This window comes from Paenibacillus caui (assembly GCF_019904135.1).
Taxonomy (GTDB): domain Bacteria; phylum Bacillota; class Bacilli; order Paenibacillales; family Paenibacillaceae; genus Fontibacillus; species Fontibacillus caui.
In genome coordinates this window covers 106,730-130,128 of sequence record NZ_JAIOGQ010000011.1, presented here as the reverse complement: position 1 = coordinate 130,128, position 23,399 = coordinate 106,730, and the positions used below count along the sequence as shown (strand labels likewise).

General features: G+C 52.9%; 23 protein-coding genes. 8 read left to right on the top strand and 15 right to left on the bottom strand.

What is annotated here, in order from left to right; all coding sequences use genetic code 11:
- Positions 1-104: 104 nt before the first annotated feature.
- Positions 105-659 (bottom strand): hypothetical protein, encoded by a 555-nt coding sequence (locus K7397_RS08815; protein WP_223067569.1) that lies wholly within the window; start codon positions 657-659, stop codon positions 105-107.
- Between the two features lie 84 nt (positions 660-743).
- Between K7397_RS08815 and K7397_RS08810 the strand changes: the two genes are divergently transcribed.
- Positions 744-1,154 (top strand): hypothetical protein, encoded by a 411-nt coding sequence (locus K7397_RS08810; RefSeq protein WP_223067568.1) that lies wholly within the window; start codon positions 744-746, stop codon positions 1,152-1,154.
- Positions 1,155-1,609: 455 nt separating this feature from the next.
- On the opposite strand, the gene K7397_RS08805 is transcribed toward K7397_RS08810, so the two are convergent.
- From K7397_RS08805 to K7397_RS08790, 4 genes are read right to left on the bottom strand one after another with little or no spacing between them, the layout of a single operon-like run.
- The gene (locus K7397_RS08805) at positions 1,610-1,831 is read right to left on the bottom strand and encodes a hypothetical protein (protein ID WP_223067567.1); all 222 of its coding nucleotides are present in this window, start codon (positions 1,829-1,831) and stop codon (positions 1,610-1,612) included.
- Positions 1,832-3,262 carry a dihydropyrimidinase gene (gene hydA / locus K7397_RS08800; protein WP_223067566.1) on the bottom strand — a complete coding sequence of 477 codons (1,431 nt, stop codon included), beginning with the start codon at positions 3,260-3,262 and terminating at the stop codon, positions 1,832-1,834.
- A 1-nt stretch (position 3,263) separates the two neighbouring features.
- Positions 3,264-4,553 carry an NAD-dependent dihydropyrimidine dehydrogenase subunit PreA gene (gene preA / locus K7397_RS08795; protein WP_223067565.1) on the bottom strand — a complete coding sequence of 430 codons (1,290 nt, stop codon included), beginning with the start codon at positions 4,551-4,553 and terminating at the stop codon, positions 3,264-3,266.
- A gap of 46 nt (positions 4,554-4,599) precedes the next feature.
- Positions 4,600-5,991: an NAD(P)-dependent oxidoreductase gene (locus K7397_RS08790; protein WP_223067564.1), complete on the bottom strand. Its 1,392-nt coding sequence runs from the start codon at positions 5,989-5,991 to the stop codon at positions 4,600-4,602.
- Positions 5,992-6,315: 324 nt separating this feature from the next.
- Between K7397_RS08790 and K7397_RS08785 the strand changes: the two genes are divergently transcribed.
- Positions 6,316-8,007 (top strand): PucR family transcriptional regulator, encoded by a 1,692-nt coding sequence (locus K7397_RS08785; RefSeq protein ID WP_223067563.1) that lies wholly within the window; start codon positions 6,316-6,318, stop codon positions 8,005-8,007.
- Here K7397_RS08785 and K7397_RS08780 read toward each other — a convergent pair.
- The 6 genes from K7397_RS08780 to K7397_RS08755 all read right to left on the bottom strand — a co-directional run bounded on the left by K7397_RS08780 (position 7,973) and on the right by K7397_RS08755 (position 14,713).
- Entirely contained in the window at positions 7,973-9,346 is a 1,374-nt protein-coding gene (locus K7397_RS08780; RefSeq protein ID WP_223067562.1) for an aspartate aminotransferase family protein, read from the bottom strand. The genes K7397_RS08785 and K7397_RS08780 overlap by 35 nt on opposite strands.
- Positions 9,347-9,373: 27 nt before the next feature.
- Positions 9,374-10,831, bottom strand: a complete 1,458-nt coding sequence (locus K7397_RS08775; protein ID WP_420488765.1) for a CoA-acylating methylmalonate-semialdehyde dehydrogenase — start codon at positions 10,829-10,831, stop codon at positions 9,374-9,376.
- A gap of 104 nt (positions 10,832-10,935) precedes the next feature.
- Complete coding sequence (locus K7397_RS08770) at positions 10,936-12,030, bottom strand: ABC transporter substrate-binding protein (protein WP_223067560.1); 1,095 nt, start codon at positions 12,028-12,030, stop codon at positions 10,936-10,938.
- Between the two features lie 177 nt (positions 12,031-12,207).
- Positions 12,208-13,110 carry an ABC transporter permease gene (locus K7397_RS08765; protein WP_223067559.1) on the bottom strand — a complete coding sequence of 301 codons (903 nt, stop codon included), beginning with the start codon at positions 13,108-13,110 and terminating at the stop codon, positions 12,208-12,210.
- Complete coding sequence (locus tag K7397_RS08760) at positions 13,110-13,922, bottom strand: ABC transporter permease (protein ID WP_223067558.1); 813 nt, start codon at positions 13,920-13,922, stop codon at positions 13,110-13,112. The genes K7397_RS08765 and K7397_RS08760 overlap by 1 nt, the downstream gene beginning before the upstream one ends.
- 5 nt (positions 13,923-13,927) lie before the next feature.
- On the bottom strand, positions 13,928-14,713 hold the full coding sequence (locus K7397_RS08755; RefSeq protein ID WP_223067557.1) for an ABC transporter ATP-binding protein: 786 nt from the start codon (positions 14,711-14,713) through the stop codon (positions 13,928-13,930).
- A gap of 450 nt (positions 14,714-15,163) precedes the next feature.
- On the opposite strand from K7397_RS08755, the gene K7397_RS08750 reads away from it, so the two are divergent.
- The 4 genes from K7397_RS08750 to K7397_RS08735 all read left to right on the top strand — a co-directional run bounded on the left by K7397_RS08750 (position 15,164) and on the right by K7397_RS08735 (position 16,994).
- Positions 15,164-16,105 (top strand): histidine kinase N-terminal 7TM domain-containing protein, encoded by a 942-nt coding sequence (locus K7397_RS08750; protein WP_223067556.1) that lies wholly within the window; start codon positions 15,164-15,166, stop codon positions 16,103-16,105.
- A 69-nt stretch (positions 16,106-16,174) separates the two neighbouring features.
- Complete coding sequence (locus K7397_RS22000; protein ID WP_223067555.1) at positions 16,175-16,507, top strand: GGDEF domain-containing protein; 333 nt, start codon at positions 16,175-16,177, stop codon at positions 16,505-16,507.
- On the top strand, positions 16,393-16,755 hold the full coding sequence (locus K7397_RS21995; protein WP_223067554.1) for a GGDEF domain-containing protein: 363 nt from the start codon (positions 16,393-16,395) through the stop codon (positions 16,753-16,755). The genes K7397_RS22000 and K7397_RS21995 overlap by 115 nt, the downstream gene beginning before the upstream one ends.
- Before the next feature lie 14 nt (positions 16,756-16,769).
- Positions 16,770-16,994, top strand: a complete 225-nt coding sequence (locus K7397_RS08735; RefSeq protein ID WP_223067553.1) for a hypothetical protein — start codon at positions 16,770-16,772, stop codon at positions 16,992-16,994.
- Here the strand turns inward: K7397_RS08735 and aguA are convergent.
- The 3 genes from aguA to K7397_RS08720 form a co-directional block, all read right to left on the bottom strand.
- The gene (aguA, locus tag K7397_RS08730; protein ID WP_223067552.1) at positions 16,969-18,066 is read right to left on the bottom strand and encodes an agmatine deiminase; all 1,098 of its coding nucleotides are present in this window, start codon (positions 18,064-18,066) and stop codon (positions 16,969-16,971) included. The genes K7397_RS08735 and aguA overlap by 26 nt on opposite strands.
- 15 nt (positions 18,067-18,081) lie before the next feature.
- On the bottom strand, positions 18,082-19,458 hold the full coding sequence (locus tag K7397_RS08725; RefSeq protein WP_223067551.1) for a putrescine aminotransferase: 1,377 nt from the start codon (positions 19,456-19,458) through the stop codon (positions 18,082-18,084).
- Between the two features lie 141 nt (positions 19,459-19,599).
- A complete protein-coding gene (locus K7397_RS08720) occupies positions 19,600-20,778 on the bottom strand; it encodes an MFS transporter (protein ID WP_223067550.1) in 1,179 nt (392 codons plus the stop codon).
- Between the two features lie 132 nt (positions 20,779-20,910).
- Between K7397_RS08720 and K7397_RS08715 the strand changes: the two genes are divergently transcribed.
- Complete coding sequence (locus K7397_RS08715; protein WP_237690785.1) at positions 20,911-21,819, top strand: LysR family transcriptional regulator; 909 nt, start codon at positions 20,911-20,913, stop codon at positions 21,817-21,819.
- Between the two features lie 72 nt (positions 21,820-21,891).
- Positions 21,892-22,110: a GNAT family N-acetyltransferase gene (locus K7397_RS08710; RefSeq protein ID WP_237690796.1), complete on the top strand. Its 219-nt coding sequence runs from the start codon at positions 21,892-21,894 to the stop codon at positions 22,108-22,110.
- An 82-nt stretch (positions 22,111-22,192) separates the two neighbouring features.
- On the opposite strand, the gene K7397_RS08705 is transcribed toward K7397_RS08710, so the two are convergent.
- The gene (locus K7397_RS08705; RefSeq protein ID WP_223067548.1) at positions 22,193-23,356 is read right to left on the bottom strand and encodes a YhgE/Pip domain-containing protein; all 1,164 of its coding nucleotides are present in this window, start codon (positions 23,354-23,356) and stop codon (positions 22,193-22,195) included.
- Positions 23,357-23,399 lie beyond the last annotated feature (43 nt).

The following is a 23,399-nucleotide window of genomic DNA, read 5'->3' as shown; positions in this document are numbered from 1 at the left end:
GTGACTTCCTCCATTCTGGGGTTTTTGGTTTGGTCACCGAAAAACTTCGCCAAATTGGGGTGAAGTCCCTTTTTTATGCCTGAAAATCCTTGTGGCTCAAGGGCTTATATTACTGCAAAATGCTCAATCATTAAGGAACTTGCTATCTCTAAATCGGTTTTCCCTTGTCCCAGTAGCTTTATAAGCTGCTTCTCTGCTTCTGAGGCGCTTTGATGCTTAGTTGTCATTTTAATGGTCAACATTCTTGAAAGAAGCTCTATAAAAGGTTCTGCGTGATCCGTATTACTTTCAATTGAAAAAAAAGACATATACCCTATTATAGTATCGTTCTTATCCCATATGGGAGAAGCCACAGAAGAAAAAGATGACCAACTCTTCGAATCTTTTTTAGCTGGTATAGAGGCAGTTGTCTTTTGGAATTTACTTAAGGTCAAAGCTGTCTCATACCCTTCTAAAGACAACCCTAAAGATAAATTATGATTAAATCTAGTGTAGGAAGGGAAATAGTAGAAATCAATTTGAAATTTGCCGTCAGTTTTTATAAATACACCGTTGTTAAGTCTATTATTAATATTTTCCAGTTTTTCCAGCATTTCCTCTGCTGCAACAACAATTAGTTGGAAGTACCCAGACGGCACAACACCTAAAGCTGGTGACATCCTCTATGCTTCTGGCTTTAGGGTTGAAACCAACTTCGTAGGTCACGTAGCTATTGTGGATCATACAGGCGCTGTATTGGTGTAATGAAGGGATATACTTCCCTTCGCAAACGGACTTACGAGCAGTTCAAATCTGATTTCCCAGACCACTATGTTTATCGTGTCAATAACGAACAAGTTGCCTATGATGCTGGTTATTGGGCTAGAACTAAATATGAGTATGGTTTGACTTTTACTTATGACATTTTTACCGCAGGCAGAATCGATGACTTGAGCAAAGAATACTGCACTAAATTTGTTGCTGGCGCATACGTCTTAGGTGGCCTTGTGAATTCAGATATGAAATTGTATACCTTCAGTGTAGGTACTATCGGCAATCAGGTAATCACTGCGAGCAGCACTAGATTAATTCTGCCAGAAGATATTATCCATTGGGGTCTCTCAACGACTTCTATGTATAACAAGTATACCTTTAGAGAAATTTATGATAACTAAGATCAACTAGAGCTGTATAGAGAAGACGACACCATGGTTATACGGAAATTGTATATGAGCTTACCGCTATATGCTCGTAGAGTTGCGCCATATTTAATAGAATGGCCGGCTATTGGGGGAATATCTCACGAGTCAAACCACACTACATTACTGGCCATCAAGAAGGCGAAAAAGTAAACAAGCAATGAATGACCAAGAAGCCCGCTGATCTTAAGGTCATGCGGGCTTATGGATCCTTATCTGGATCCATGTCCAATTGTCCTCATAAGATAACTTGATTTCCGTCTATAGGAGGATATAAACATCTTCTTACGGTTCTCTTCTATTTTGATGTTAAATAAAATACATAAAATACTCTATGTACGATGATTAGTTCTTCATTAAAAATAATAGAGACTGCAGCGATCTTATCCGCCACAGTCTCTTTCGTCTTCTGTACCTATGCCCTTCAATTATCACGCGTTGGCCCTTTTCCCTTCCATATAGCGGGTCACTATATATTTCCGGGCGTCCGCAGTCAACAGGAGAAGCGTTACCTGCCCCTTATCCGGCTTGCCCATTACAAAGGTGACTTTGGCGCCGTCAAGATCCTCGCGGATAGCGGCAACGTGATAGCCTTTAAACAAAAGCTCGTCAATTTCCCGCCGTTCCTTGTCAAACTCCTCGAACGCCGACATTTAGACCACGCTCCCGCTCGTTTCCGCTTTGACTGGAACTGTGGCTGAGCTGCCGAAGCGCTTGCGGTGCAAATATTTGCCCGATCCGGCTTTGCCGACAAACGCCTTGTCCCGAATGACAAATTCGCCCCGGCTAAGCACGGATACCGGTTCGCCCTTCACCTCAAAACCTTCAAACGCGTTATAATCCACCTTCATATGGTGGGTCGACGCTGAAATCGTACGTTCCACAGACGGATCGAAAATCACAATGTCCGCATCGCTGCCGACCGCAATTGTGCCTTTCTTCGGGAAAAGGCCGAACAGCTTGGCGCTTGTCGTGGAGATGATGTCGACAAACTGGTTGAGCGTGATTCGGCCTTTCTCTACGCCTTCGGAGTAAAGAATCGTGAACCGGTCTTCAATGATCGGCCCTCCGTTCGGAATTTTGGAGAAATCGCCCCGTCCCAGCTCTTTCTGCCCTTTAAAATCAAACGAGCATTGGTCGGAACCGAGTGTCTGCAGGCTGCCGCTGGTCAGGGAGCTCCACAGCACCTCCTGATTCCAGGCCTCGCGCAGCGGAGGGGACCATACGTATTTTGCACCTTCAAAATCCGGCTTCTCCAAATACGTTTGGTCAAGCACCAAATACTGCGGACAGGTTTCCCCGTAGATGCGCAGCCCCTTCTTACGTGCCTCGCTGATCTTCCAGGCTGCTTCGGCGCAGGTCACATGAACGACGTACAGCTGCGAATCCGCCAGCTCCGTCAAATAAATGGCTCGCCCTGTCGCTTCTCCTTCAAGCTCTGGCGGCCGGGTTAAGGCATGGTATATGGGGTCCGTCTTCCCTTCGGCGAGCGCCTTATCAATGAGATATTCGATCACATCCCCGTTCTCGGCATGCACCATAACGAGCGCGCCTTCCTTCTTCGCGGTCTGCAGCGTCTTGAACAGCGTTCCGTCGTCAGCCTGAAAGGTGTTCTTGTATGCCATAAACACTTTCAATGAAGTGATGCCTTCATTCTCGATAATTTGCGGCAGCTCTTCCAGCACGCTGTCGTTCAGCTCCGACACCATCAGGTGAAAGCTGTAGTCGATTACCGCCTTCTCCCGGGCTTTGCCATGCCATGTTTCAACCGCTTTACTCAGCGGCTCGCCTTTGTTCGTCAGGCAGAAGTCGATCACCGTGGTGGTGCCGCCAAAGGCGGCCGCGATCGTACCGCTCTCAAAATCGTCCTTCGTCACCGTTCCGCCGAAAGGCATATCCAGATGCGTGTGCGGATCAATCCCCCCGGGGAACACATAACAGCCGGATGCGTCAATCACTTCCGCTCCCGCTGGCGAAAGATTCAGTCCAATTTCAGTAATGATGCCGTTCTCGATCACCACATCGCCCGCATACGTATCGGCCGCCGTCACAATCGTACCGTTCTTGATAACCTTCTTTGCCATTTCAAACCACCTCCGCTTCGGAATGTGAACCGTTCAACCGGGCAATTTCCTGCTGCCGCTCATTCCACGTCATCGGGACCTCTCCGCTGTCCACCTCAACCATGTCAATGGCTCCTTCGGCCGGACAGACGATGGAACACAGGTTACAGCCGACGCAATCCTCTTCCCTTACCTTCAAAATCGCTTTGCCATCCGCGCCCGTGAGCATGTCGATGCATTGATGCGAAGTATCCTCGCAGGCAATGTGGCACTTGTTGCAATTAATGCACTTGTCTGTGTTAATGCGCGCTACCACTTTATAATTCAGATTAAGGTCGCCCCAATTGGAGTACCTTTCCACTGATTTGCCGGTAAGCTCGGTAACCGAAGCCAGGCCTTTCTCATCCAGATAGTTGTTCAGTCCGTCGATCATATCTTCTACGATCCGGAAGCCGTGATGCATAACTGCCGTACACACCTGAACCCCGGTAGCGCCCATCAGCATAAATTCAACGGCATCCTGCCAGGTGGAGATACCGCCGATCCCCGAGATCGGAATCCCTACCCTGCTGTCTCTGGCGCATTCCGCAACCATGCTCAGCGCGATCGGCTTCACCGCCGGGCCGCAATAACCTCCATGAGCTCCTTTGCCGCCAACATGAGGGATCGTATTCCAGGTATGGATGTCCACGCCAGCCAAACTGTTAATGGTGTTTATCATGCTGACGGCATCAGCGCCGCCTTTGGCGGCATGCCTGGCAACCACCGTAATATCCGTGATGTTGGGCGTCAGCTTGACGATGACCGGCGTACGGGCCACCTCCTTCACCCAATAGGTTTGCGACTCCACCAGATCAGGCTGCTGCCCGGATGCTGCTCCCATACCGCGTTCGGCCATACCGTGCGGGCAGCCGAAGTTCAATTCCAGCCCGTCTACGCCGACGTCTTCGACCCGCTTGACAATTTCATGCCACTTCTCCCGTTTCGGCTCCACCATCAAGGATGCGACCACCGCACGATCCGGAAACCGCTTTTTGGTTTCATAAATCTCCTTCAGATTCACCTCAAGCGGCCTATCGGTGATCAATTCGATGTTGTTGAAACCCGCTACCCGCTGCCCGTTGAAATGAACAGCCGCAAAACGGGAGGACGTATTGATAATCGGGTCGCCAAGCGTCTTCCAGACCGCTCCTCCCCAGCCTGCTTCAAAAGCCCTTTGCACCTGATAACCTGTATTCGTCGGCGGCGCAGAGGCCAGCCAGAATGGATTCGGTGATTTGATGCCAGCAAGATCGATGCTTAAATCCGCCATCGTTCTTCCCCTCCCCCTGAGTGTCTATACTACGGTCCCGCAAGTACTAAACAGCCGTCTCAATAACACTGTCCTCCTGCCCTGCAAAATACCGGCTGATCGCATAAGCAGCCTGCTTGCCCTGTTCAGCCGCAGAGACCACCATCGCTTCGCCTTGCCCCGATCCGAATATAATGTCTCCGGCGGCATAAATTTGAGGATCGGACGTTCTCCGAGTCGCTTCATCAATCTTCACGACGCCGCGCTCATGTTCAATGCCGAGCAAATCGATCAGCTCCGTATGCCGCTCTTGCCCAATCGCCACGACGACCGCTTCTACCGGCATCTCAAATTCAGATCCTTCGACCTCTACGGGAACCCGCCGGCCGTCCTTGCCCGTTTCCCCGGCAAGCGTCATCCGGATGCATTCCAGCGCGGCAACCTTGCCATCCGCATCGCTGATAATTCGCTTCGGCATGGTGAGCCAGCTGAATTCGACGCCTTCCTGCTTGGCAAATTCAAATTCAAAATCATAAGCCGTCATTTCTTCACGGGTTCGGCGGTATACCATTTTCACATTCGCGGCTCCTAGGCGAACCGAACAGGTCGCTGCATCAATCGCGGTATTGCCTGCCCCAATAACGGCAACACGTTTGCCGGCCAGCTCAAGCGGCAGGTTCCCTGTCTTCGTCGCTTCCACCAAACGGATGGCGTCATACACGCCCTCCAGTTCTTCGCCCTCGATCCCTATCCGCGGCACATACCCCATACCCGCAGCCAGAACAATCGCGTCATACTCCTCTTTGAGCTGGTCCACTGAAATGCCAGTGCCCACCTTCACTCCCGTCCGAATTTCTACGCCCAGCTTTTCCACCTGCTCTACTTCCCAGAGGGATACGGACTGCGGGAGGCGGAAAGATACGATGCCGTAGGTATCGAGGCCCCCCGCCATTTCTCTCGCTTCAAAGACCACAACCGAGAACCCGCCCCGCGCAAGCTCCCTGGCCGCAGACAAACCGGCGGGACCGCCGCCGATCACGGCTACCTTTTTCCCATTGGAGGCGCCGGGCGCAAACAGCTGAACATCATGATTCCGGGCCCAGTCTGTGGCATAGCGCTGCAGCAGCCCGATCTGGATCGGCGCTGACGCCTGATTTAATACGCAGGCCCCTTCGCAAAGCTCCTCCGTCGGGCACACTCGTGAGCAGCTCGCGCCTACCGGATTGGATTCCATGATGGAGCGGGCCGCGCCTTTCATATTGTTCGCGGCAATCCGCTTGATAAAGGAAGGGATATTAATGCCGGTAGGACATGCCTTGATGCATGGCGCATCATAGCAATAAAGACAGCGGTTGGATTCCTCCATAGCTCCCTTGGCGGTAAGCCCGGGTTCGAATTCCACAAAATTGTCCACGAGCCGTTCAGACGACCATGAATTGAAAGTTCTGCTGCTTTCCATCGCTTGTCCCTCCTGGAGTGTAATTCTATCTTGTTTTTCTTCCACCATGTTATGTTTGTTGCCACAAAATATAACATATTATTGAATTCCCTCTGATTCCTTCTATACAACGGCAGCAATTGTAGTAAAATAATGATCATCAGCTGAAAAAATCCGCCAAATTGCTACCCTTATAAGTCATTTATGCTTACACCGTTATCCAAATGATAGTCAAATCGTATTTTCGTTACATTAGACACACTGTCAAATTTCAGAATTGTTTTTTTTACGGCACGTGAGAATGCAATGAGAACGCTGCGATTTGAATGCGAAGGGGGAAGCACTATGGAGAGGAAGCTTGTATTTACCGTTTGTGAAGCGCTGGAACGGCCGCTGTTCGTGGATGCCAAAGTCGTTGCGGGCAGCAAAGGCCTTGCCAGGCCGATCCGCTGGGTTCATGTGCTGGAAAGCGCCAATTTCGAAAGCCTGATTCACGGGGAAGAAATGATCCTGACAACCGGCGTTGGGTTTACAGCCGACGGGATGTCCCCGGTCACCTTTATGGAGAATTTGATCAAGAAGGACGCCGCTTGTCTTTGCATCGAGATCGGCACCTATTTCGAAACTCTTCCGAAGGAAATGGTCCGGCTTGCCGAGATGCACGATTTTCCGCTTATTCTTTTTCCGCAAACCGTTCGATTTGTAGATATTACGCTCGATCTTCATTCGTTTATCATCAACCGCCATCACCGCATGCTTCAGGAGCTGGAAAGCACTTCACGGGAATTTTACCGGCTCAGCCTGACCTCCAAGGGAATGCAGAGGGTGCTTCAGCTGCTGCAGCAAAGCACGCAGACCCAGATCATCTATTGTCCGCTTCAGGGCAAACCGCTGTTCTTCCCCGCCCTTTCCCCGGAGGAGCAAAAGCCGTTTCTGGAATACATGAGCAGGCTTGAGGAAGAAGCCGACGCTTTGATCCGGAACGAGCCCGGACTTGTATTCAGGGAATATGAGGACAAAATGACGGCCCTTAAGCCGGTCGGGGCGCTGGATCAAACGTGGGCTTATATACTAATGATCTCCAGCCATAAACCCCGCGAGTATGACTGCCTCCTGCTCGATTCCGCATCCTTGTCCATTGCCCAGGAGCTGCTTCGTACCCGTTATGTCGAAGAACGCAAGTTTTTCAACGAAAATCTGTGGGTTGACGATCTGATCAGCGGCCGGCTTGAAGACGAGAACCGGATCAAGTCTCTGACCGGCCCCGATTTTCAGTCGCTCAACGAATTGCCCTTCCGCGTCTGTATCGTGGAAATCGAAAGCAGGTTCCATGAAAAATGGAACGCCGCCGAGCCTGAATGGGAAACCGCGCGTTTTCACCTTTCGCTCATCCTGCGTTCCATTTTCGAAAAATATGCTTTCCGGCCGCTCATGACCATGAAGAACAACCGGATCGCCGTCATCGCTCTCGATATCAAGTCCAAGCTGCCCTCCAAGCATCGGCTTCAGCAGGCGCTCTCGTCCCTGCAGCAGACGATGTCCGATGACAAGTTTAAGGACAAAACACTGGTCATCGGCGTCAGCAAATCGCATACCGGGCTTAAGTCTGCCGCTGGCGCCTATCAGGAATCGAGCCGCGCCCTCTCCCTGTATCCTTGCAGCCAGGGAACGCTGCTGTTCTTCGAGGATCTTGGCGTATTCCAGCTGCTGATGAATCTGAATGACGGGAGCACCCTCCAAACCTTTATCCGGACCTATCTCGGGCCGCTCATTGATTATGACCAGTCCAAAGGCAGCGAACTGCTGCTGACACTGCGCGTATTTCTGGACCACGACGGCTCCAAGCAGATCGCGGCACGCAAGCTGTTTATCGTGAGACAGTCCCTGTACTACAGGCTGGATAAGATTACCGAGCTGCTTGGGGAGGATTTCATGGCCCCGGAGAACCGGATTTCCATTCAGGTCGCCCTGCGCGCCTATCAGTTCCTGCACCCGGAAAAGTTTATGCTGCCGGAAACCCGCTCATCACAAGTTTGAGGGTAGAGACAATAAACTCCACATCCTCGTCCGTCGAAGATAAAGGCGGCGCCAGCGTTAACACGTTGTTGAAGCCGGCTACCGTATCGCCATTTTTGCCGATAATCAGTCCGTTTCGCTTGCACTCGCCGATGATGGCTTTTACCGTTTCCAACTCTGCCGGACGCTTGGTCTCCTTGTCGGCTACCAGTTCGATGCCGAGAATGAGCCCGAAGCGGCGAATATCTCCGACAAGCGGGTGATCCAGAAGATCCGCCAGCTCATCATGGAGCCGTTCACCGATCAGTCTGGCCCGTTCCACCAGGTTCTCCTGCTCCATCAGTTCCAGATTGCGGAGCGCCAGCGCACAGGCCGCCGGGTTGCCGCCAAAGGTGTTGACGTGCCGGAAATGGCCGTAATCATCGCTCTTGTCCTTGAAGGCCTCGTAAATGTCTTTCCGCACCGCCGTAGCGGAAAGCGGCAGATACGCGCTCGTCAGCCCTTTGGCCATCGTGACGATATCCGGCTTGACGCCGTAATTCTGATGGCCGAATTTCCGGCCGGAACGCCCGAAGCCGCAGATAACCTCGTCGATGATCAGCAGCACGCCATACTTGCTGCAAATCTCCTGCACCCGGTCCAGATAAACCTGGTGCGGCACGATGACACCGCCTCCGGTGATGACGGGCTCCATAATGACCGCCGCGATCGTCTCGACGCCTTCCCACACGATCATGTCCTCGATTGCCTGGGCGCACTGCAAGTTGAAATCCTCCAGCGACTGCCCTTCAGGCCGTCGGTATCCGTCGGGCGGGCACACATGGAGAAAGCCGCCGCTAAGTGGTTCGTACTTATACTTTCGCTGCGCCTGTCCGGTAGCCGACAACGCTCCCATCGAACCGCCGTGGTAGCCGCGGTACCTTGCAATAAACTTGTGCCGGTAATGCTGTCCGATCTGCTGCTGATACTGTCTGGCGATTTTAAAGGCCGCTTCATTCGCTTCCGAGCCGCTGTTGGAGAAGAAGATCACGTAGTCGCCTTCCAGCCATTCATTAAGCTTCTCAGCCAATAGAATAGCCGGCACATGGCTCTGGGTCAGCGGAAAATAAGACAGCGAAAGCAGCTGCTGATAAGCCGCTTCGGCCAGCTCCTTCCGTCCGTAGCCGACATTGACGCACCATAAGCCGGACATCGCATCCAAGTAGCGGGTACCGTTTATATCCGTAACCCACGACCCGCTGCCAGTTTCGGCAATCATCGGCGGATTTTCTTCACTATACGGCGTTATATTGTGCCACAAGTATTTCTGATCCTTTTTGACCGCGGCGTCGTACTCATTTTGCTTCTCAAGATTCAGCATGGCCGATTCTCTCCCTTTGGCGCTCCTTTAATAGCGGGCGGTTATCATTTTTTTGCGGGTGTAAAATTCAACTCCGTCTCGTCCATTCGCATGCAGATCTCCATAAAACGACTTCTTGTAGCCGGAAAACGGGAAAAAGGCCATGGGCGCAGGCACGCCGAGATTGACGCCAAGCATGCCCGCATCGATTTCATCGCGGAATTGGCGGATCGCCTTGGCGCTGTCCGTATAGATGCAAGCCCCGTTGGCAAACGGCGACCGGTTTGTGACTTCGATGGCTTCGGATAAGCTTTTGACCCGGACTATCGACAGCACCGGCGCAAAAATCTCCTCACGCCAGATCGTCATATCCGTCGTTACCTGGTCAAACAGGGTCGGGCCCAGAAAAAAGCCTTTGCCGCTTGCTTCAGCGTCCTTTCTCCCGTCCCGAAGCAGCTTGGCGCTCTCCTCCTCTCCAGCTTCGATATAAGAGATGGTGCGTTCCTTGTGGCTCTGCCTGATGACAGGGCCCAGGAATACGTTCTTCTCCATACCGTCCCCAATCTTGAGGCCGTCCGCGGCGGCCAGAAGCTTCTCTACGAGTTCATCGGCTACCGCTTCATGCACGACCACAACCGAGCAGGCCATACAGCGTTCCCCGGCCGAACCGAAGGCGGCGGCTGTAATGTTCTTGACCGCGTTGTCCAGATCAGCATCCGGAAGCACGATGGAATGGTTCTTGGCGCCTGCCAGCGCCTGCACTCTTTTTCCCGCCGCCGTACCGGTCTTGTATACATATTCAGCCACCGGCTGGGAGCCGACGAAGGAGATCGCTTTGACCTGCTCGTGCTCCAGCAGGGCATTCACCACCGCATGCGCGCCATGCACGACGCTCAGCACGCCCGGCGGAAAGCCGGCCTCCAGAAACAGCTCCGCCAGCCGGTTCGCCAGAAGCGGCGTACGTTCGGACGGCTTGAGGATAAAGGTGTTCCCGCAGGCGACGGCCAGCGGAAACATCCAGCAGGGAACCATCATCGGAAAATTGAACGGAGCTATTCCGCCCACTACGCCGAGCGGGTAGCGGTACATGCCCGATTCAATGCCGGTCGCAATATCCGGGAGCTGGCTGCCCATCATCAGGGTTGGGGCTCCCGCCGCAAACTCCACGCACTCGATTCCGCGCTGCACCTCGCCGTAAGCCTCATCGGTATTTTTGCCGTTCTCAAGCGTAATCAGGTTAGCCAGCTCTTCCCAATGCTTAACGAGCAGCCGCTGGTATTCAAACATATACCGGGCCCGGCGCGGAACGGCTACTTTTCTCCAGGACTGAAAGGCTTCCGCAGAAGCTTTGACCGCCTCATCCAATTCTTCTTTGCCCGAAATCGGCACATAACCGATCACTTCTCCCGTTGCCGGATTATAAACCTCCTCATAGGTTTCCGAACGGGATTCCACCCATATTCCGCCGACTAAATTCCGGATTTCGGTCTTGTTCGTCTTAAGCAGTGACAATCCGCATTCCCCCAAGTGGCACGAATGACCGCCCTGAAATCCGCGGCCATTCGTCCTTAAAATATGCTTCCAATCCGGCCCCCCAAGGCAGCATGCGCCTACTTGGCTGCCATTTCGACTATTTCATTCGTGTAAGCTTCCTCGAGATTGGCTTCCTTCTTGATGACACCGAATTTGAAGGCAATATCCGCCGTCTGCTTGAACATGGCTTCATCGGTGTAACCCATCTTGGAGCTGTCAGCGCCTTCCGGCAAAATCAGCTTGGATACCTCTTCCATCATTTTGAGCTGGTGTTCCCGGGTTGTGCTTCCCTCCTCGGCCACTTTCATGACGCTGTCAACAGCGGCTTCCGGATTATCAATCGCGTCCTTCCAGCCTTTGAGCGAAGCGCGGACAAATTTGGCCGCAGTCTCCTTGTTGTCCGCCAGCCAGTCTTTGTTCGCGAACAGATTGTCTTCGAGCATGGCGACGCCCTCATTATTCATGTCGATGACATTCATATCCGACGCGGCTACACCCGATTCAATCGCCACCTGATATTCGTTATAGGTCATCGCCGACGCGGCATCGATCTCACCGGTCAGGAACTGGTCCATCGTGAAGCCCTGCTTGGTGAAATTCAGATCTTTGTTTGGATCCAGCTTGTATTTGTCAAACAAGGCCAGTACTTCAAACTCGTTGCCGCCCATCCAGTTGCCGACCTTCTTGCCCTTCAGGTCCGCAGGGGAATTGATGCCCGCCGATTTCTTGGAGACCAGAACAAGGCCGCTCTTTTGGAAAATCTGGGCAATTTGCACCAGCGGCATTTCCTGTTCCTGGCTCGTCAGGAGGCTCGCCACCCAGTCGACGCCGATATCCGCGCTTCCTCCGGCAACCTGCTGTTCAGGCACAATGTCGGGTCCTCCGGGCAGAATTTCAACCTTCAGCCCTTCCTGCTCGTAATATCCTTTTTCCAGGGCGACATAATAACCTGCGAATTGGGCTTGCGGCACCCACTTCAGCTGCAGCCTGACCGTTACTGGATCAGCCGGCGCATCCGAGCTGGCCGACGGCTCACCGGACGCGCCGGTCCCGGCCGAACTTGCAGACGGCTCCGCATTGTTGCTGCTTCCGCAGCCTGCCAGTACGGCTGCAATCATCATCATTGCTGCGAGCAGCAGCGACATCCGGACTTTCAATCGGTTTGCTCTCATTCATTAACTCCCCCTGCTCTTTTGGTTATTTTTTAATGAAGCTAAACAGCGTATGGTGATGATCGTGATGCGGCATATGCAAAACGGATGAAAGTTCCGTTCCCGGCAAGGTCTTTCGGGGCGGTGATTCGATCCGGTCATACACAAGGGGCAGTCATTCCAAGTTCAAGCTAGCTGTCAACTTCTTTGAGACGGGTGCCATTTCAGAAACACTTTCTCCAGCTGCTCGACGATCAGATAGAAGACCACGCCGGCAACGGCGGCAAGCACAATACAGGACCAGCCCAAAGGCATCTTCGCCACCTTGATCGAATTGGACAGCAGGTACCCGAGTCCGCGGGAGGAGAAAAAGAATTCTCCGACAATCGCCCCGATCATGCTGGCTGTCGTGTTGATCTTGAGAGCCGTGAACACAAAGGGAAGGCTGCTGCGGATGCGAAGATAACGGAAAACCTCTCTTTTGCTGGCAGCATAGGAGTGCATCAGATCGAGCGCCAGCGGGTCGATCATGGTCATCCCCTTGTAGGCATTGATGGCCATCGCCGCCATTGTCGTCACCGCTACGATGGCGGCTCTGGAGCCAATGCCATCGCCGAACCACAGGTTCATGATCGGGGCCAGCGCCACGATCGGCACCGCATTCAAAGCGGCTGCAAGCGTCAGGCCGGCGCTCCCCCACTTGGGCCAGGCAGTTGCGAGCAGCGCCACGCCGAAGCCCAAAGCCGAACCCGCCAGCATGCCTAGCACGGCTTCGGCAAGGGTGTAGCCCGTATAGGACAAAAGCATGCTGAGATTGTCCCTTAAAGCCTCGACGATTGCGCTTGGCAAAGGCAGCTGATACTTCTTCAGATTAAACAGCTTGTGCAGCGCCCCTGCCTGCCATAAAGCTATAAAGGCTGCTCCCGCCAGCAGCGGGAGCCACAGCTTCATTCCGGGAAGCCCGCGGCCGCCGGCCACTTTAGCCGGCTTTGGTTTCCGGCTTCCGGCCGCAAGCCGCTCCCTCTGCGGGGAGGCGGGCGTTTCCTGCCCATTTGCTTGCGGTGAAATATAGGACGGCTCGCCGACTGAGTTTGTATCCATCACTGCCCGCCTCCTTTCGGACGAAATTCAGGCTGCCATGGCGCCACCAGCCGTTCCAGCAAACTCATTAGCAGGTAGCTGGCGATTCCCATCACGGCGCCTGCAATAACCGTCGACCAGAACATATACGTATGCGACGGACCGTAATAGAGATTGCGGAGCATAATCACGCCAATGCCGCGGCGGGCGCCCATCAGCTCAACCAGAATAGCGCCGGTAACCGCGAGCGGGGCGGCAATCTTCAGGCCGCTGAACAATCCCGGAATGGAAGCCGGGAAACGCAGCTTCCAGTAGACCGCCCAGGGCTTGGCGGCGTAAGCATACATCAGCTCAAGCGAAGACGAGGTTACGCTTCTCAAGCCGCGAAGCATATTGAGCGCAACGGGGAAAAAGGTAATATAACCGGAAATGAGAATTCGCGAAATCTGTTCATCGCGTACAATACCGTAGATGATCGGCGCCAGGCCCAGGATCGGAATCATCTGGGAGGCGACCGCATAAGGAAAAGCCAGCTGTTCCAACCATTTGGACAAGCTCATCAGGATGGCTAGAAGAGCGCCGGTGAAACCGCCGAGCAGAAAGCCGATGGCTGCATTGGAGAAGGTGACCCCGCCTTCTTTCAGAAGGGTGTCTCCATACTCCCATAAGGTTGCAGCCACTTTATGAACATAGGGAAGCTTGGATTGAGCAAGCGGCGTCTTTATCACGTCCAGCAAAAGCCAGGAAACCGCCTCCCACAGTACAAGCACCCCAAGTACCCAGACGATGACAGGCAGCAGCTTGCCGCGGAAGAGAACCGTCTGATGACGCATCTTCTTCACACTCCTTCGAAGCTGCCGCGAATTCTGGCGATCAGCTCGAAAAATTCAGGGGTGTTCCGCATGTCCGGTGTACGCGGGCGGGGAAGCGGGATGTCAACCACTGCCGACAAACGGCCCGGATGAGGCGACAGCACGAATACGCGGTCCGAGAGGAAAATGGATTCCGGAATGCTGTGCGTCACAAAGACAACCGTATTCCCGACTTCTGACCATATGGACAGCAGCTCTTCGTTCAACCTTTCGCGCGTAAACTCGTCAAGCGCCGAGAACGGCTCATCCATCAGCAATATTTCCGGCTCCATCGACAGCGCCCGGGCAATGGCTACACGCTGCTGCATCCCTCCGCTGAGCTGCCAGGGGTATTTGTCCTCAAAGCCGCGCAGTCCGACAAGCTCAAGCAGCCGCATCGCTTTCTCTTCCCGCTGCGCTTTCTTCATGCCCATCAGCTCCAGCGGCAGCGTGATGTTATGCTTCACCTTCCTCCATTCATACAGCACGGGGCTTTGAAAGACGATGCCGTATTTTTGGGCCAGCCGCGCTTCCTTGGCACTTTTACCTGCAACCTTGACCTCTCCTCCGGTCGGTTGAATCAAATCCGCCATAAGTCGCAGCAGCGTCGTCTTCCCGCACCCTGAAGGTCCCAGGAGGGAGACGAATTCGCCCCGGGCAATGTCAATGCTTATCTGATGAAGAGCCAGAACCTCTGCAGCTGCCGTTTGATATTTCATTTCAACGCCTTCCAGCTTGATTTCCGGTACGGACGTTGCTTCCAGCATGTTCATCCCCCCTAAATAAGGAAAAAAATAATTATTTTTCGCATGTCATATTAACTGGCTAAAATATAACGCAGTGTCCGCATTCCCTTTCGAATGTTGGATTATCTAACATGTTACACTGCAGCCTTCCTCGGCTCATTAGACAAAAAGTAAAAGAGCTCTGCCGGAAATTTCGTCGTTTTGTCCAGCAGGGCTCTTTTCGGCGGTCATACAGGGAAACATCTGCGTTACTATTGATAACATCGATCCCGACCCGGGGGCAAGCATACCAATACTTTCTCTAAGCCAAAGCCTTCCTTATTTATTGAATTATGATACTATTTAATCAGCTAGATCTTTTATAGGGAGACAATTGACCTCATGCAAAAGACAATACAGGCTCCGGACTTCTGGACCACCCTCCTCCGGACCGTCCTTTTTGCCGATTTCGCTTCCCGTGGAGCGGAGGTTTAGTAGATGGGCTCTTTCACTTCCGACTTTATCGTGATCATTTGCTTATCCGGTGTGCTGAACGTCCTGCTCGCTGTGCTGGCTTATTACAGAAGAAACCATTTCCCAGGCACAAAAGCTTTTATAATTATAGCGGCCGCTTCATCGGTTTATATCTTCGGATACGCGCTGGAGCTTTCAAGCGGCTCTCTGAGGGAAATCGCCTTCTGGAGTAAAGTGGAGTATCTGGGCATGCCGTTTATTGCCCCCGCCGAACTTGTTCTGGTGCTGTATTTTGTCGGGCTCGATAAGCTGCTGAACCGGACAAACCGGTTTATTCTGTTTGCCGTTCCGTTCATCACAACGCTCCTCGCTGTTACGAACGACTATCATCATTGGTTTTACCGCGATTTGCACCTGCGCCCGGGAACGCCTTCGCCTATTGCTGAAATTACGATGGGTCCCTGGTACATTGTTCATGGGAGCTTCACGTGCGGATGCCTTCTTGCAAGCGGCTGTATCATGCTCGGAAAATGGAAGACGATAAGACATAATTATCAGTGGCAAATGATGACCCTTCTTATCGGCATATTTCTTCCCGCTCTGGGATCCTTCTTATATTTATTGGGACTTACTCCTTACGGAATTGATCCCGTCCCCATCTTGATGAGCGTAACCTCCACCATGTATCTTTGGGCGATATGGACGAGGGGCATGCTGACCGTTGCTCCTCTCGCGAGAGAAAGCCTGTTTGAGCATATGCGGGACGGCGTACTCGTCATGGACTTATCGGGAAGAATCGTCGATTTTAATCCAGCCGCTTCGAAAATGATCGGGTTCCTGAATGCAGCGGCAATCGGCAAACCGCTTGACGAGCTGTTTGAAGCTGCCGGCGGGGAAGCGGTGAGGTATTGGGCCGAAAAAGATCCGTTCATCGGCAGCGAACAGCGGCTGAGATGGTTCGACTGACAGCAAATTCGCTATTACCTGATTCGTTCCTCCTCGATCACCAAAAGGGACGGGAAGTGCGTCGGAAGCATGATCAATCTGACCGACGTTACGGAGCAGACGCTTCTTCAGGAGAAGCTGCACAACCTGGCCACGATCGATAGCTTGACGCAAACCTTGAGCCGCGGGTATTTCATAGAGAAAAGCCGGGAGGCGCTGGAGAAAAACTGCCTACGGAACGAGCCCCTGTCGCTGATTCTGTTTGATCTGGATCATTTCAAGAAGATCAACGACAGGTACGGACATGATTGGGAGACAATGCCCTCCGGCATGTTACGGGCATCTGCCGCCGTCACCTCCGGGAGGAAGATCTGTTCGGACGGTATGGCGGGGAGGAATTTGTCCTTTGTTTGCCGGGACTAACGCTCGATGAGGCGGGATTGCTTGCGGACATCATCCGGAAGGATATTGCCGACAATCCGCTGCACACCCCTGCAGGAACGATCCGCATCACTTCCAGCTTTGGCGTTATTGAAGCCGGTCCTGAACATGGCACACTGAAAGAAATGCTCAGTCTGGCAGACAAAGCGCTGTACAGTTCAAAACATAACGGCAGAAATGCCATCCACCTGTTTAGAGGGCGCAGCATCATGCAGTATGTAAAAGTTTAAGGTTCAAGCGCCGGGTGTCATCCGAAATTATACATAACAGCCTCAGCAAGAAAAACAGCGGTCCCTCTACGGAGTATCCGGGAAGAAGGACCGCTGTCTTCTATTTTTCTATTCATTTCATACCGACTTCATCCGTCTTCTGCGCAGCCACGCTGCTGCCGCCGCCAGCCGCCTGCTTGACCTCGGCAGCCGGACTGCTGCTTCTTCAGCCTTTCAGGCCTTCGGCTGCTGCTGTGTAATACAATGAATATTGCCTCCGCCGTAGGCGATTTCTCTCGTGTTCACCTGTACGACCTTCCGCTCCGGGAACAGGCATTGTATGTGCTCAAACGACTCGCGGTCCCTGGGATCTCCGAAAGCCGGCATCACCACGCCCCCGTTGCAAATGTAGAAGTTGACGTAGGTGGCGGCCAGGCGCGTGCCCGAGTTCCGGCTGTAGCTTTGTCTGGCCCTGTCGATAAGCCGGGCATCCTCGTCGGAAAGGACGATCTGCTCCGGAATGTGTATCTTGTGGATTTCCAGCTTTCGCCCCTTGGCATCCACAGCGTTCTTCAGCACTTCATAAGCGCTGCTCAAAACCGGATATTGCGGGTCGTTCTCGTCATCCGTCCAGCTCAGCGCAACCGCTCCCGGCCTGATGAACGCCGCCACTTCGTCAACATGGCCGTCCGTTTCATCGTCCCGCATGCCTTGCTCCAGCCAAATCATTTTCTCCACGTTCAAATAATCCTTGAGCTGGCCTTCAATGTCCTCCCGCGACATGTCGGGGTTGCGGTTCGCGTTCAGCAGACACTGCTCGGTCGTGATCAGAGTCCCTTCCCCGTCCACCGTGAATGAGCCCCCCTCCAGGATGAAATGGCTTGCATCATAGCGGCTTTGCCGCTCAATGTCCAGCACCTTCTGTTTCACGAACAAATCCTGGTCCCACGGAAAATACAAACCGCCTTTCAATCCGCCCCAGGCGTTGAAGCCCCAGTCGATGCCGCGAACCTCCCCTTGGTCGTTCTTGACAAATGTCGGGCCGATGTCCCGCATCCAGGCGTCGTTGTAGGACAGCTCGATCACCCGGATTTCCGGCGGGAAAATGGACCTCACATGCTCGTACTGGCTGCCCAAGACGCCGAGATTTACAGCCTCAAACTGCGAGATTGCCAGCGCCACGGCATAAAAGGCGTCCTGAGCGGGCTTTGCGCCGAGCCTCCAGGTGTCGGTTCTGGTCGGCCACAGCATCCACGTCCCTTCATGGGGTTCAAATTCGGCCGGCATCCGGAAGCCGTCCAGTTTCGGTCTGCTGTTTATGGTATACGACATCATGCCACTCCTAAGTCAGGCTTCAATTTGCTGCACAACCTTGCGGAAAGCCGCAACAACCTGATCAATTTCCTCTTTTGTAATGGTAAGGGGAGGTTCGATCCGAATCGTCTTGGAATTGATCAGCGTACCCGCTACAAGAACGCCGTTGTCGAACATGCCTTTGGCTGCCTCATAGCCTACTTCGTCCCTATGGAATTCAATGCCGATCATCAGACCGATGCCGCGGATATCCAAAATTTTATCTTCCTGTCCCCGGGCGGCCTCGCGAAGCTGCTCCAGAAAATACGAGCCCGCCTTGGCTGCCCGCTCCGGCAGCCTCTCTTCCAGCAGCACGTCAATCGTAGCGATTGCCGCTGCGCAGGCTAGCGGATTGCCACCAAAGGTAGTTGTATGCATGAACGGGTTGCCGAACAGATTCCGGAACACCTTCTCTTTGGCAACCACCACCCCGGCCGGTATGATGCCGCCGCCGAACGCCTTGGCCAGGCAAAGAATATCCGGAACGACGCCGTAGATTTCAGAGGCAAACATTTTGCCTGTCCTGCCCATTCCCGTCTGCACCTCATCGAAGACGAGCAGGGCGCCGTATTCGTCGCACAGCTCCCTGACTTGCCGCAAATAATCCGGCGGCGGAAGAATGATGCCTCCCTCCCCCTGCACCGGTTCCAGCAGAACGGCTGCCACATCGTCGGCAGTTTCGGCGCAGACCGCGAAGGTTGCGCGCATCATGTCAATATCGCCGAAAGGCACATGGCGAAACCCCTGCAGCAGCGGCTGGAACGGCCTTCGGAACATGCCTTTGGCCGTGCCAGACAACGAGCCGAGGCTTTTCCCGTGAAAAGCCCGGGTCGCGGCCAGAATCGTTGTCCTTTCGCTGTACATTCTGACCAGCTTCAGCGCAGCTTCCACGCTTTCCGTCCCGCTGTTCGTGAAGAACGAATATTTCAGGTCGCCCGGGGTAATGCGCTCCAGAATTTTGGCCAGCATGGCGCGCAGCGGGTCAAGCAAATCCTGGCTGTGCAGCGCCTGCCGGTTCAGCTGATCCAAAACCGCCTTCAGCACCTTCGGATTACGATGCCCTACATTGTATATGCCGAAGCCGCCAAGGCAATCAATGTAGCTTTTCCCGTTCACGTCCTGAAAGCAGGAGCCGCTGTCGGACCATTCGACGGCGGCATATTGGCCGTCCTTGGTTACGGTCTTGCGGTATTCCAGAAACCCGGGGTTTACATAGTCCCGAAACCCTTCGACCGTCTCTTTGGTAATCCACGCCGCTTCTTCCTCGCTGACCTCTTTCTTTTCGATCAAATTCAGCACCCGCTTGATATATTCCCGTACATCATCCGGGGCTGATGCTTGCTGTCCGCTCCTGTCGGCCGGTTTCGTCATCGTCATTCCTCCCGGTCTATTTCTATGCTTCATCAATAATATAACCAAGACCTTACGCAATCGCCAATAATAATTATCCTATGTTTAACATATGAGCTTCTATTTCCCAGGTGTGTGCTTTTGTCACTGAAGCAGGTTTCTTCAGCCTGCCGATTGGTATATCGGCTCCCTTCTCTGCACAGCTCCAAGCTGAACCAGGACCATAACCAAAACGACGATGATCAGCCCCGTTACGATCAAAGAGTAGCTTCCGGTCAAATCATGAATCCAGCCGAACAGGATCGGACCGAGCGCTCCGAGCACATATCCGACCGATTGGGTCATCGCCGACCATGCGGCAGCCTGGTTCGCGTCACCAGCCGCTTCGATCGGAAGAAGCAGATTGAGCGGGAACAGAATGCCCGGCCCGAAGCCGATCAGGATAGCGGCAAGCCAGGGCTGTATGGAGAACAGGAGCATCAGGAATCCAGTGAGCATGACGGCTGAACCGGTCAGCAGCCAGAAAAGCCGGGATGGAATTCTGCCAAGAAGCACGGGGAGCAGCAAGCCAAGCGGGATCTGGGTCACCGAAAAAACGGTAAATATCCTGCCCGCATACTCCTTGCTGTAGCCCAAGCCTTGAATGATTTGCGGCAGCCATGCCGTTATGGAATAGAACAGCACCGCCATCAGGCCAAATGACAATGTGAACAGCCAGGCTTTGCGGTCGCTCCATGGAAGCTTAATCCTTTCGCTTGCCTGGGCGCGCCCGTTAGGCCGTTCTATCTGGAACAGAAGACTTCCCCAGATCAACAACGCGGCAGCGGCCAGAATCGCCCATATTCCGAGCGAGCTCTTCCATGTATGCAGCGCGTTTTGCAGCGGGAGCGACAAGCCGGAAGCGATTGTAGCCCCGACGGCCATCGCAACGGTATAGAGGCTGATCATCAAAGGCACTTTGGCATGAAAGTGCTTCTTGATGAAGCCGGATAATAGCGGACTGGCAGCCGCGATACCGACTCCGGCAATGCATGCGGTAATCAGCAGAATGAATGCCGAGTTTGCCCAAAATCTTAGGACAGTGCCTGCACCAATAATAGCGAGCGCCCAGGTTATGATCCGTTCGATTCCAAAGCGTTGTCCCAGCTTGACGGCAAGCGGCGGCAGAATGCCCATGCAGAGGACCGGAATGGAAGTGAGCAGGCTGGCAACAAGAGCGCTTATGCCAAGCTCCTTACAAATCGCATCCAGAATGGGCGGTACGGAGTTAATGGCCGGGCGCAGGTTCAGCGAGGCCGCAAACAGAGCGGCTCCCATCAATAACGCGGAATATTTTTTCATCGTCAGATTCTCCTCGCTTCGAATTTGCACCCCATTGTATTTCAAACTTTAAAATTGATCAATTCAATGATCTAAATTATAATCATTTATATTACAAATGATTGGGGTGTGATAACGGTGGAGTTCAGACACTTGACCTATTTCATGGCGGTTTGCGAGGAATTGCATTTTACGAAGGCGGCTGAAAAAATGGGGATTTCCCAACCGAACCTGAGCCTGCAGATCAAAGCGCTGGAGGATGAAATCGGGGTTCCCCTGTTTGACCGCATCGGCAAACGCATCTCGCTCACCGAAGCCGGGGCGGTGCTGCTCAAGCACTGCAAGGACATTTTTCAAAATATGGAGAACGCCAAAAGCGAAATCAGCGAGCTTCGCGAGCATTACGGAGGACGATTGACCATCAGCCTGCTTCCGTCGGAGCTCGATTACCGGCTGACTCCTCTGTTAATCGATTTCCACCACCAATTTCCCAAAGTGCTTCTAAAGACCTTGTCCTCGGTAGAAATCGTTCGGCAGGTGCTGGATATGGAGGCTGATATCGGAATTGCTCCGATTTTGTCATCGGATGACCGTTTGGTCATCATTCCACTGTATCAGGAAGAGTATGTTTTATTGGTTTCACAGCAGCATGAACTGGCGGATAGCAAGTCCATTTCTTTGGCAGAACTGAAAAAATTGCCCCTGATTATGTATCCCAAAGGCTTTATTGGAAGAGAAGGGATTGAAAACCACTGCAGGGAGCACGGGGTCGAGCTGAATACCATTGTGGAGACAAGCTCAAATATGTCGCTGTTCCAATTTGTTCGCGAGAACATCGGAGCCACGATACAAACCTACCCTTTAGCCGAGTCCATATCCGCTCCCGATCTGCGCATTATCCCGATCACGGACCATCCTCCGCTGAGGAAAATGGGGATTATATACAGAGCGGACAAATATTTAGGCCGCGCCGCGCAGCAGTTTATTCAAATCGCCAGAGAGCGTCTGTCCGCTCCTGCGTCATCCCCCAAAAAGGAGCTGCCAAACGGCGATCCTTTGTAGCAAAAATTTAAGGAGTGAGAATATTCGGCAGGCAACTTGTATCTATGGATCGTCGACGGCCGTCCCCTTTCGATGGCTTCCATTGCGCACCGCTCCCCCAGGCATGCTCGCATCAACGGAGTTTACACCCCGCCTTCTTTGCGCAGGCAAGGATATGCCAGCGCAATTGTTGCCGGACTGTGCTCGATAAGGTGTATCAAAACATTGGTTTTGTTGCAGGCGGCAAGATTGCCGACATCCGGTTTGAATATGGAAGCAAGCAGCTTTAAGGGCCGCTGCATCCTGCGATAATGTAATACTCCAAGAGGCTGCCCCTGGGACAGCCTCTTCGCTTTCTAGTTTTTCATCAGTCGTTATCAGCCTGAAAAAAACTTTACGCAGCCTCGGGAGCAGCCGAAGTTTCAGATACTTGAAGCGTGTTGCGCTGCTTTTTGATAGCCACAGCCCCTATCGTAATGACCAAGCTGCTCGCAATCGTAACCAGAAGCATCCATACATCGTTCTCCGTATGAATACCGCCAAACTGCAAATTCATGATTCCTTCGACAGAGTAGGTTGCCGGAAGGAAATGGCCCAGCGATTGGTAGAAGCTGCTCAGCATTTGCTTCGGCACGATCGTCCCGGAGGTGACGAGCTGCAGCGAAAGTACAGCCATGTTCAGGAACATTCCGGCCATACCGAACACGACCAGGAACATTTGCGCAAAGAACATAAAGGTTACAAGGGTCAGGAAATGGAACAGCCAGAACAAGCCAAAGCCTCTTTCCATTTGCCCTCCGAGAGCAGCGATCAGCGAGGAACCGGCAATAGATATAAGGGCAGCTGCGACAATGATGATGATGAAGCGGAACGCCAAATGCTGTCTTTTGGAAAGGGCGGAGCCGATCGTTTCCGATACCTGGTGGATATTCATGGCCATCAGCATGGCGCCTACATAAGAAGCGAGCACCAGCATCATCGGAACCATTTGGTTATGCATGCCTTCAACCGGATTCAAGGATTGCACCCGGGAATCGACCTTGCTGAGAACGCTTTGGGCCGTTTTGGACGCTTGATCGGCAGGCAGATTCAACTGCTGCAGCACAAGCTGCGTGCCTTGGAGGGCGGCGCTGCTGTTCATTTCATTCGTGATCCGGCTGATCAAGGTTTGCATCACGCTTTTCGTCAACTGCGGATTGGATTCATTGAGCGTATATGCAAGCTTGGCCTGCATTCCGGGCGTTGTCAAAGCTTCGCCGAAATGTTTAGGAATGGTGAGTATCAAATGAATGTTTCGTTTTAAAAGTTCATCCTTTGCCTGCTCCGGGGTAAGCGCCACAACTTCAAACGGCAGATTGGTTTGCAATTGCTTTTGAATATTGCTTCCAGCCTCTCCATCTTGATTGACAATAGCCATTTTCAAATGCTCCACCCGATCCATTACACCATCATAAGCTGTCATCCACACCGCGCAAAAAATAATTTGGGCCATCAGCGCCACAATCACCGCAATTTTGGTTTGCGGTTTTTTCAAGTACATCATTACTGCTTTTTTCATTAGTTTTCCCCTTCTCATTTTTTGGTTAATATTAATATAGGTC

What these genes read in the sequence shown, in the direction of transcription:
- K7397_RS08720 (WP_223067550.1), bottom strand. Translation starts at nt 20,778, where the DNA reads ATGAAAAAATATTCCGCGTTATTGATGGGAGCCGCTCTGTTTGCGGCC.
- K7397_RS08760 (WP_223067558.1), bottom strand. Translation starts at nt 13,922, where the DNA reads ATGCGTCATCAGACGGTTCTCTTCCGCGGCAAGCTGCTGCCTGTCATC.
- K7397_RS08810 (WP_223067568.1), top strand. Translation starts at nt 744, where the DNA reads ATGAAGGGATATACTTCCCTTCGCAAACGGACTTACGAGCAGTTCAAA.
- K7397_RS08780 (WP_223067562.1), bottom strand. Translation starts at nt 9,346, where the DNA reads ATGCTGAATCTTGAGAAGCAAAATGAGTACGACGCCGCGGTCAAAAAG.
- K7397_RS08790 (WP_223067564.1), bottom strand. Translation starts at nt 5,991, where the DNA reads ATGGAAAGCAGCAGAACTTTCAATTCATGGTCGTCTGAACGGCTCGTG.
- hydA (WP_223067566.1), bottom strand. Translation starts at nt 3,262, where the DNA reads ATGGCAAAGAAGGTTATCAAGAACGGTACGATTGTGACGGCGGCCGAT.
- K7397_RS08755 (WP_223067557.1), bottom strand. Translation starts at nt 14,713, where the DNA reads ATGAACATGCTGGAAGCAACGTCCGTACCGGAAATCAAGCTGGAAGGC.
- K7397_RS08805 (WP_223067567.1), bottom strand. Translation starts at nt 1,831, where the DNA reads ATGTCGGCGTTCGAGGAGTTTGACAAGGAACGGCGGGAAATTGACGAG.
- aguA (WP_223067552.1), bottom strand. Translation starts at nt 18,066, where the DNA reads ATGTCGTATACCATAAACAGCAGACCGAAACTGGACGGCTTCCGGATG.
- K7397_RS08815 (WP_223067569.1), bottom strand. Translation starts at nt 659, where the DNA reads ATGTCACCAGCTTTAGGTGTTGTGCCGTCTGGGTACTTCCAACTAATT.
- K7397_RS08710 (WP_237690796.1), top strand. Translation starts at nt 21,892, where the DNA reads ATGGCTTCCATTGCGCACCGCTCCCCCAGGCATGCTCGCATCAACGGA.
- K7397_RS08725 (WP_223067551.1), bottom strand. Translation starts at nt 19,458, where the DNA reads ATGACGAAACCGGCCGACAGGAGCGGACAGCAAGCATCAGCCCCGGAT.
- preA (WP_223067565.1), bottom strand. Translation starts at nt 4,553, where the DNA reads ATGGCGGATTTAAGCATCGATCTTGCTGGCATCAAATCACCGAATCCA.
- K7397_RS08770 (WP_223067560.1), bottom strand. Translation starts at nt 12,030, where the DNA reads ATGAGAGCAAACCGATTGAAAGTCCGGATGTCGCTGCTGCTCGCAGCA.
- K7397_RS08785 (WP_223067563.1), top strand. Translation starts at nt 6,316, where the DNA reads ATGGAGAGGAAGCTTGTATTTACCGTTTGTGAAGCGCTGGAACGGCCG.
- K7397_RS08705 (WP_223067548.1), bottom strand. Translation starts at nt 23,356, where the DNA reads ATGAAAAAAGCAGTAATGATGTACTTGAAAAAACCGCAAACCAAAATT.
- K7397_RS22000 (WP_223067555.1), top strand. Translation starts at nt 16,175, where the DNA reads ATGATCAATCTGACCGACGTTACGGAGCAGACGCTTCTTCAGGAGAAG.
- K7397_RS08750 (WP_223067556.1), top strand. Translation starts at nt 15,164, where the DNA reads ATGGGCTCTTTCACTTCCGACTTTATCGTGATCATTTGCTTATCCGGT.
- K7397_RS08765 (WP_223067559.1), bottom strand. Translation starts at nt 13,110, where the DNA reads ATGGATACAAACTCAGTCGGCGAGCCGTCCTATATTTCACCGCAAGCA.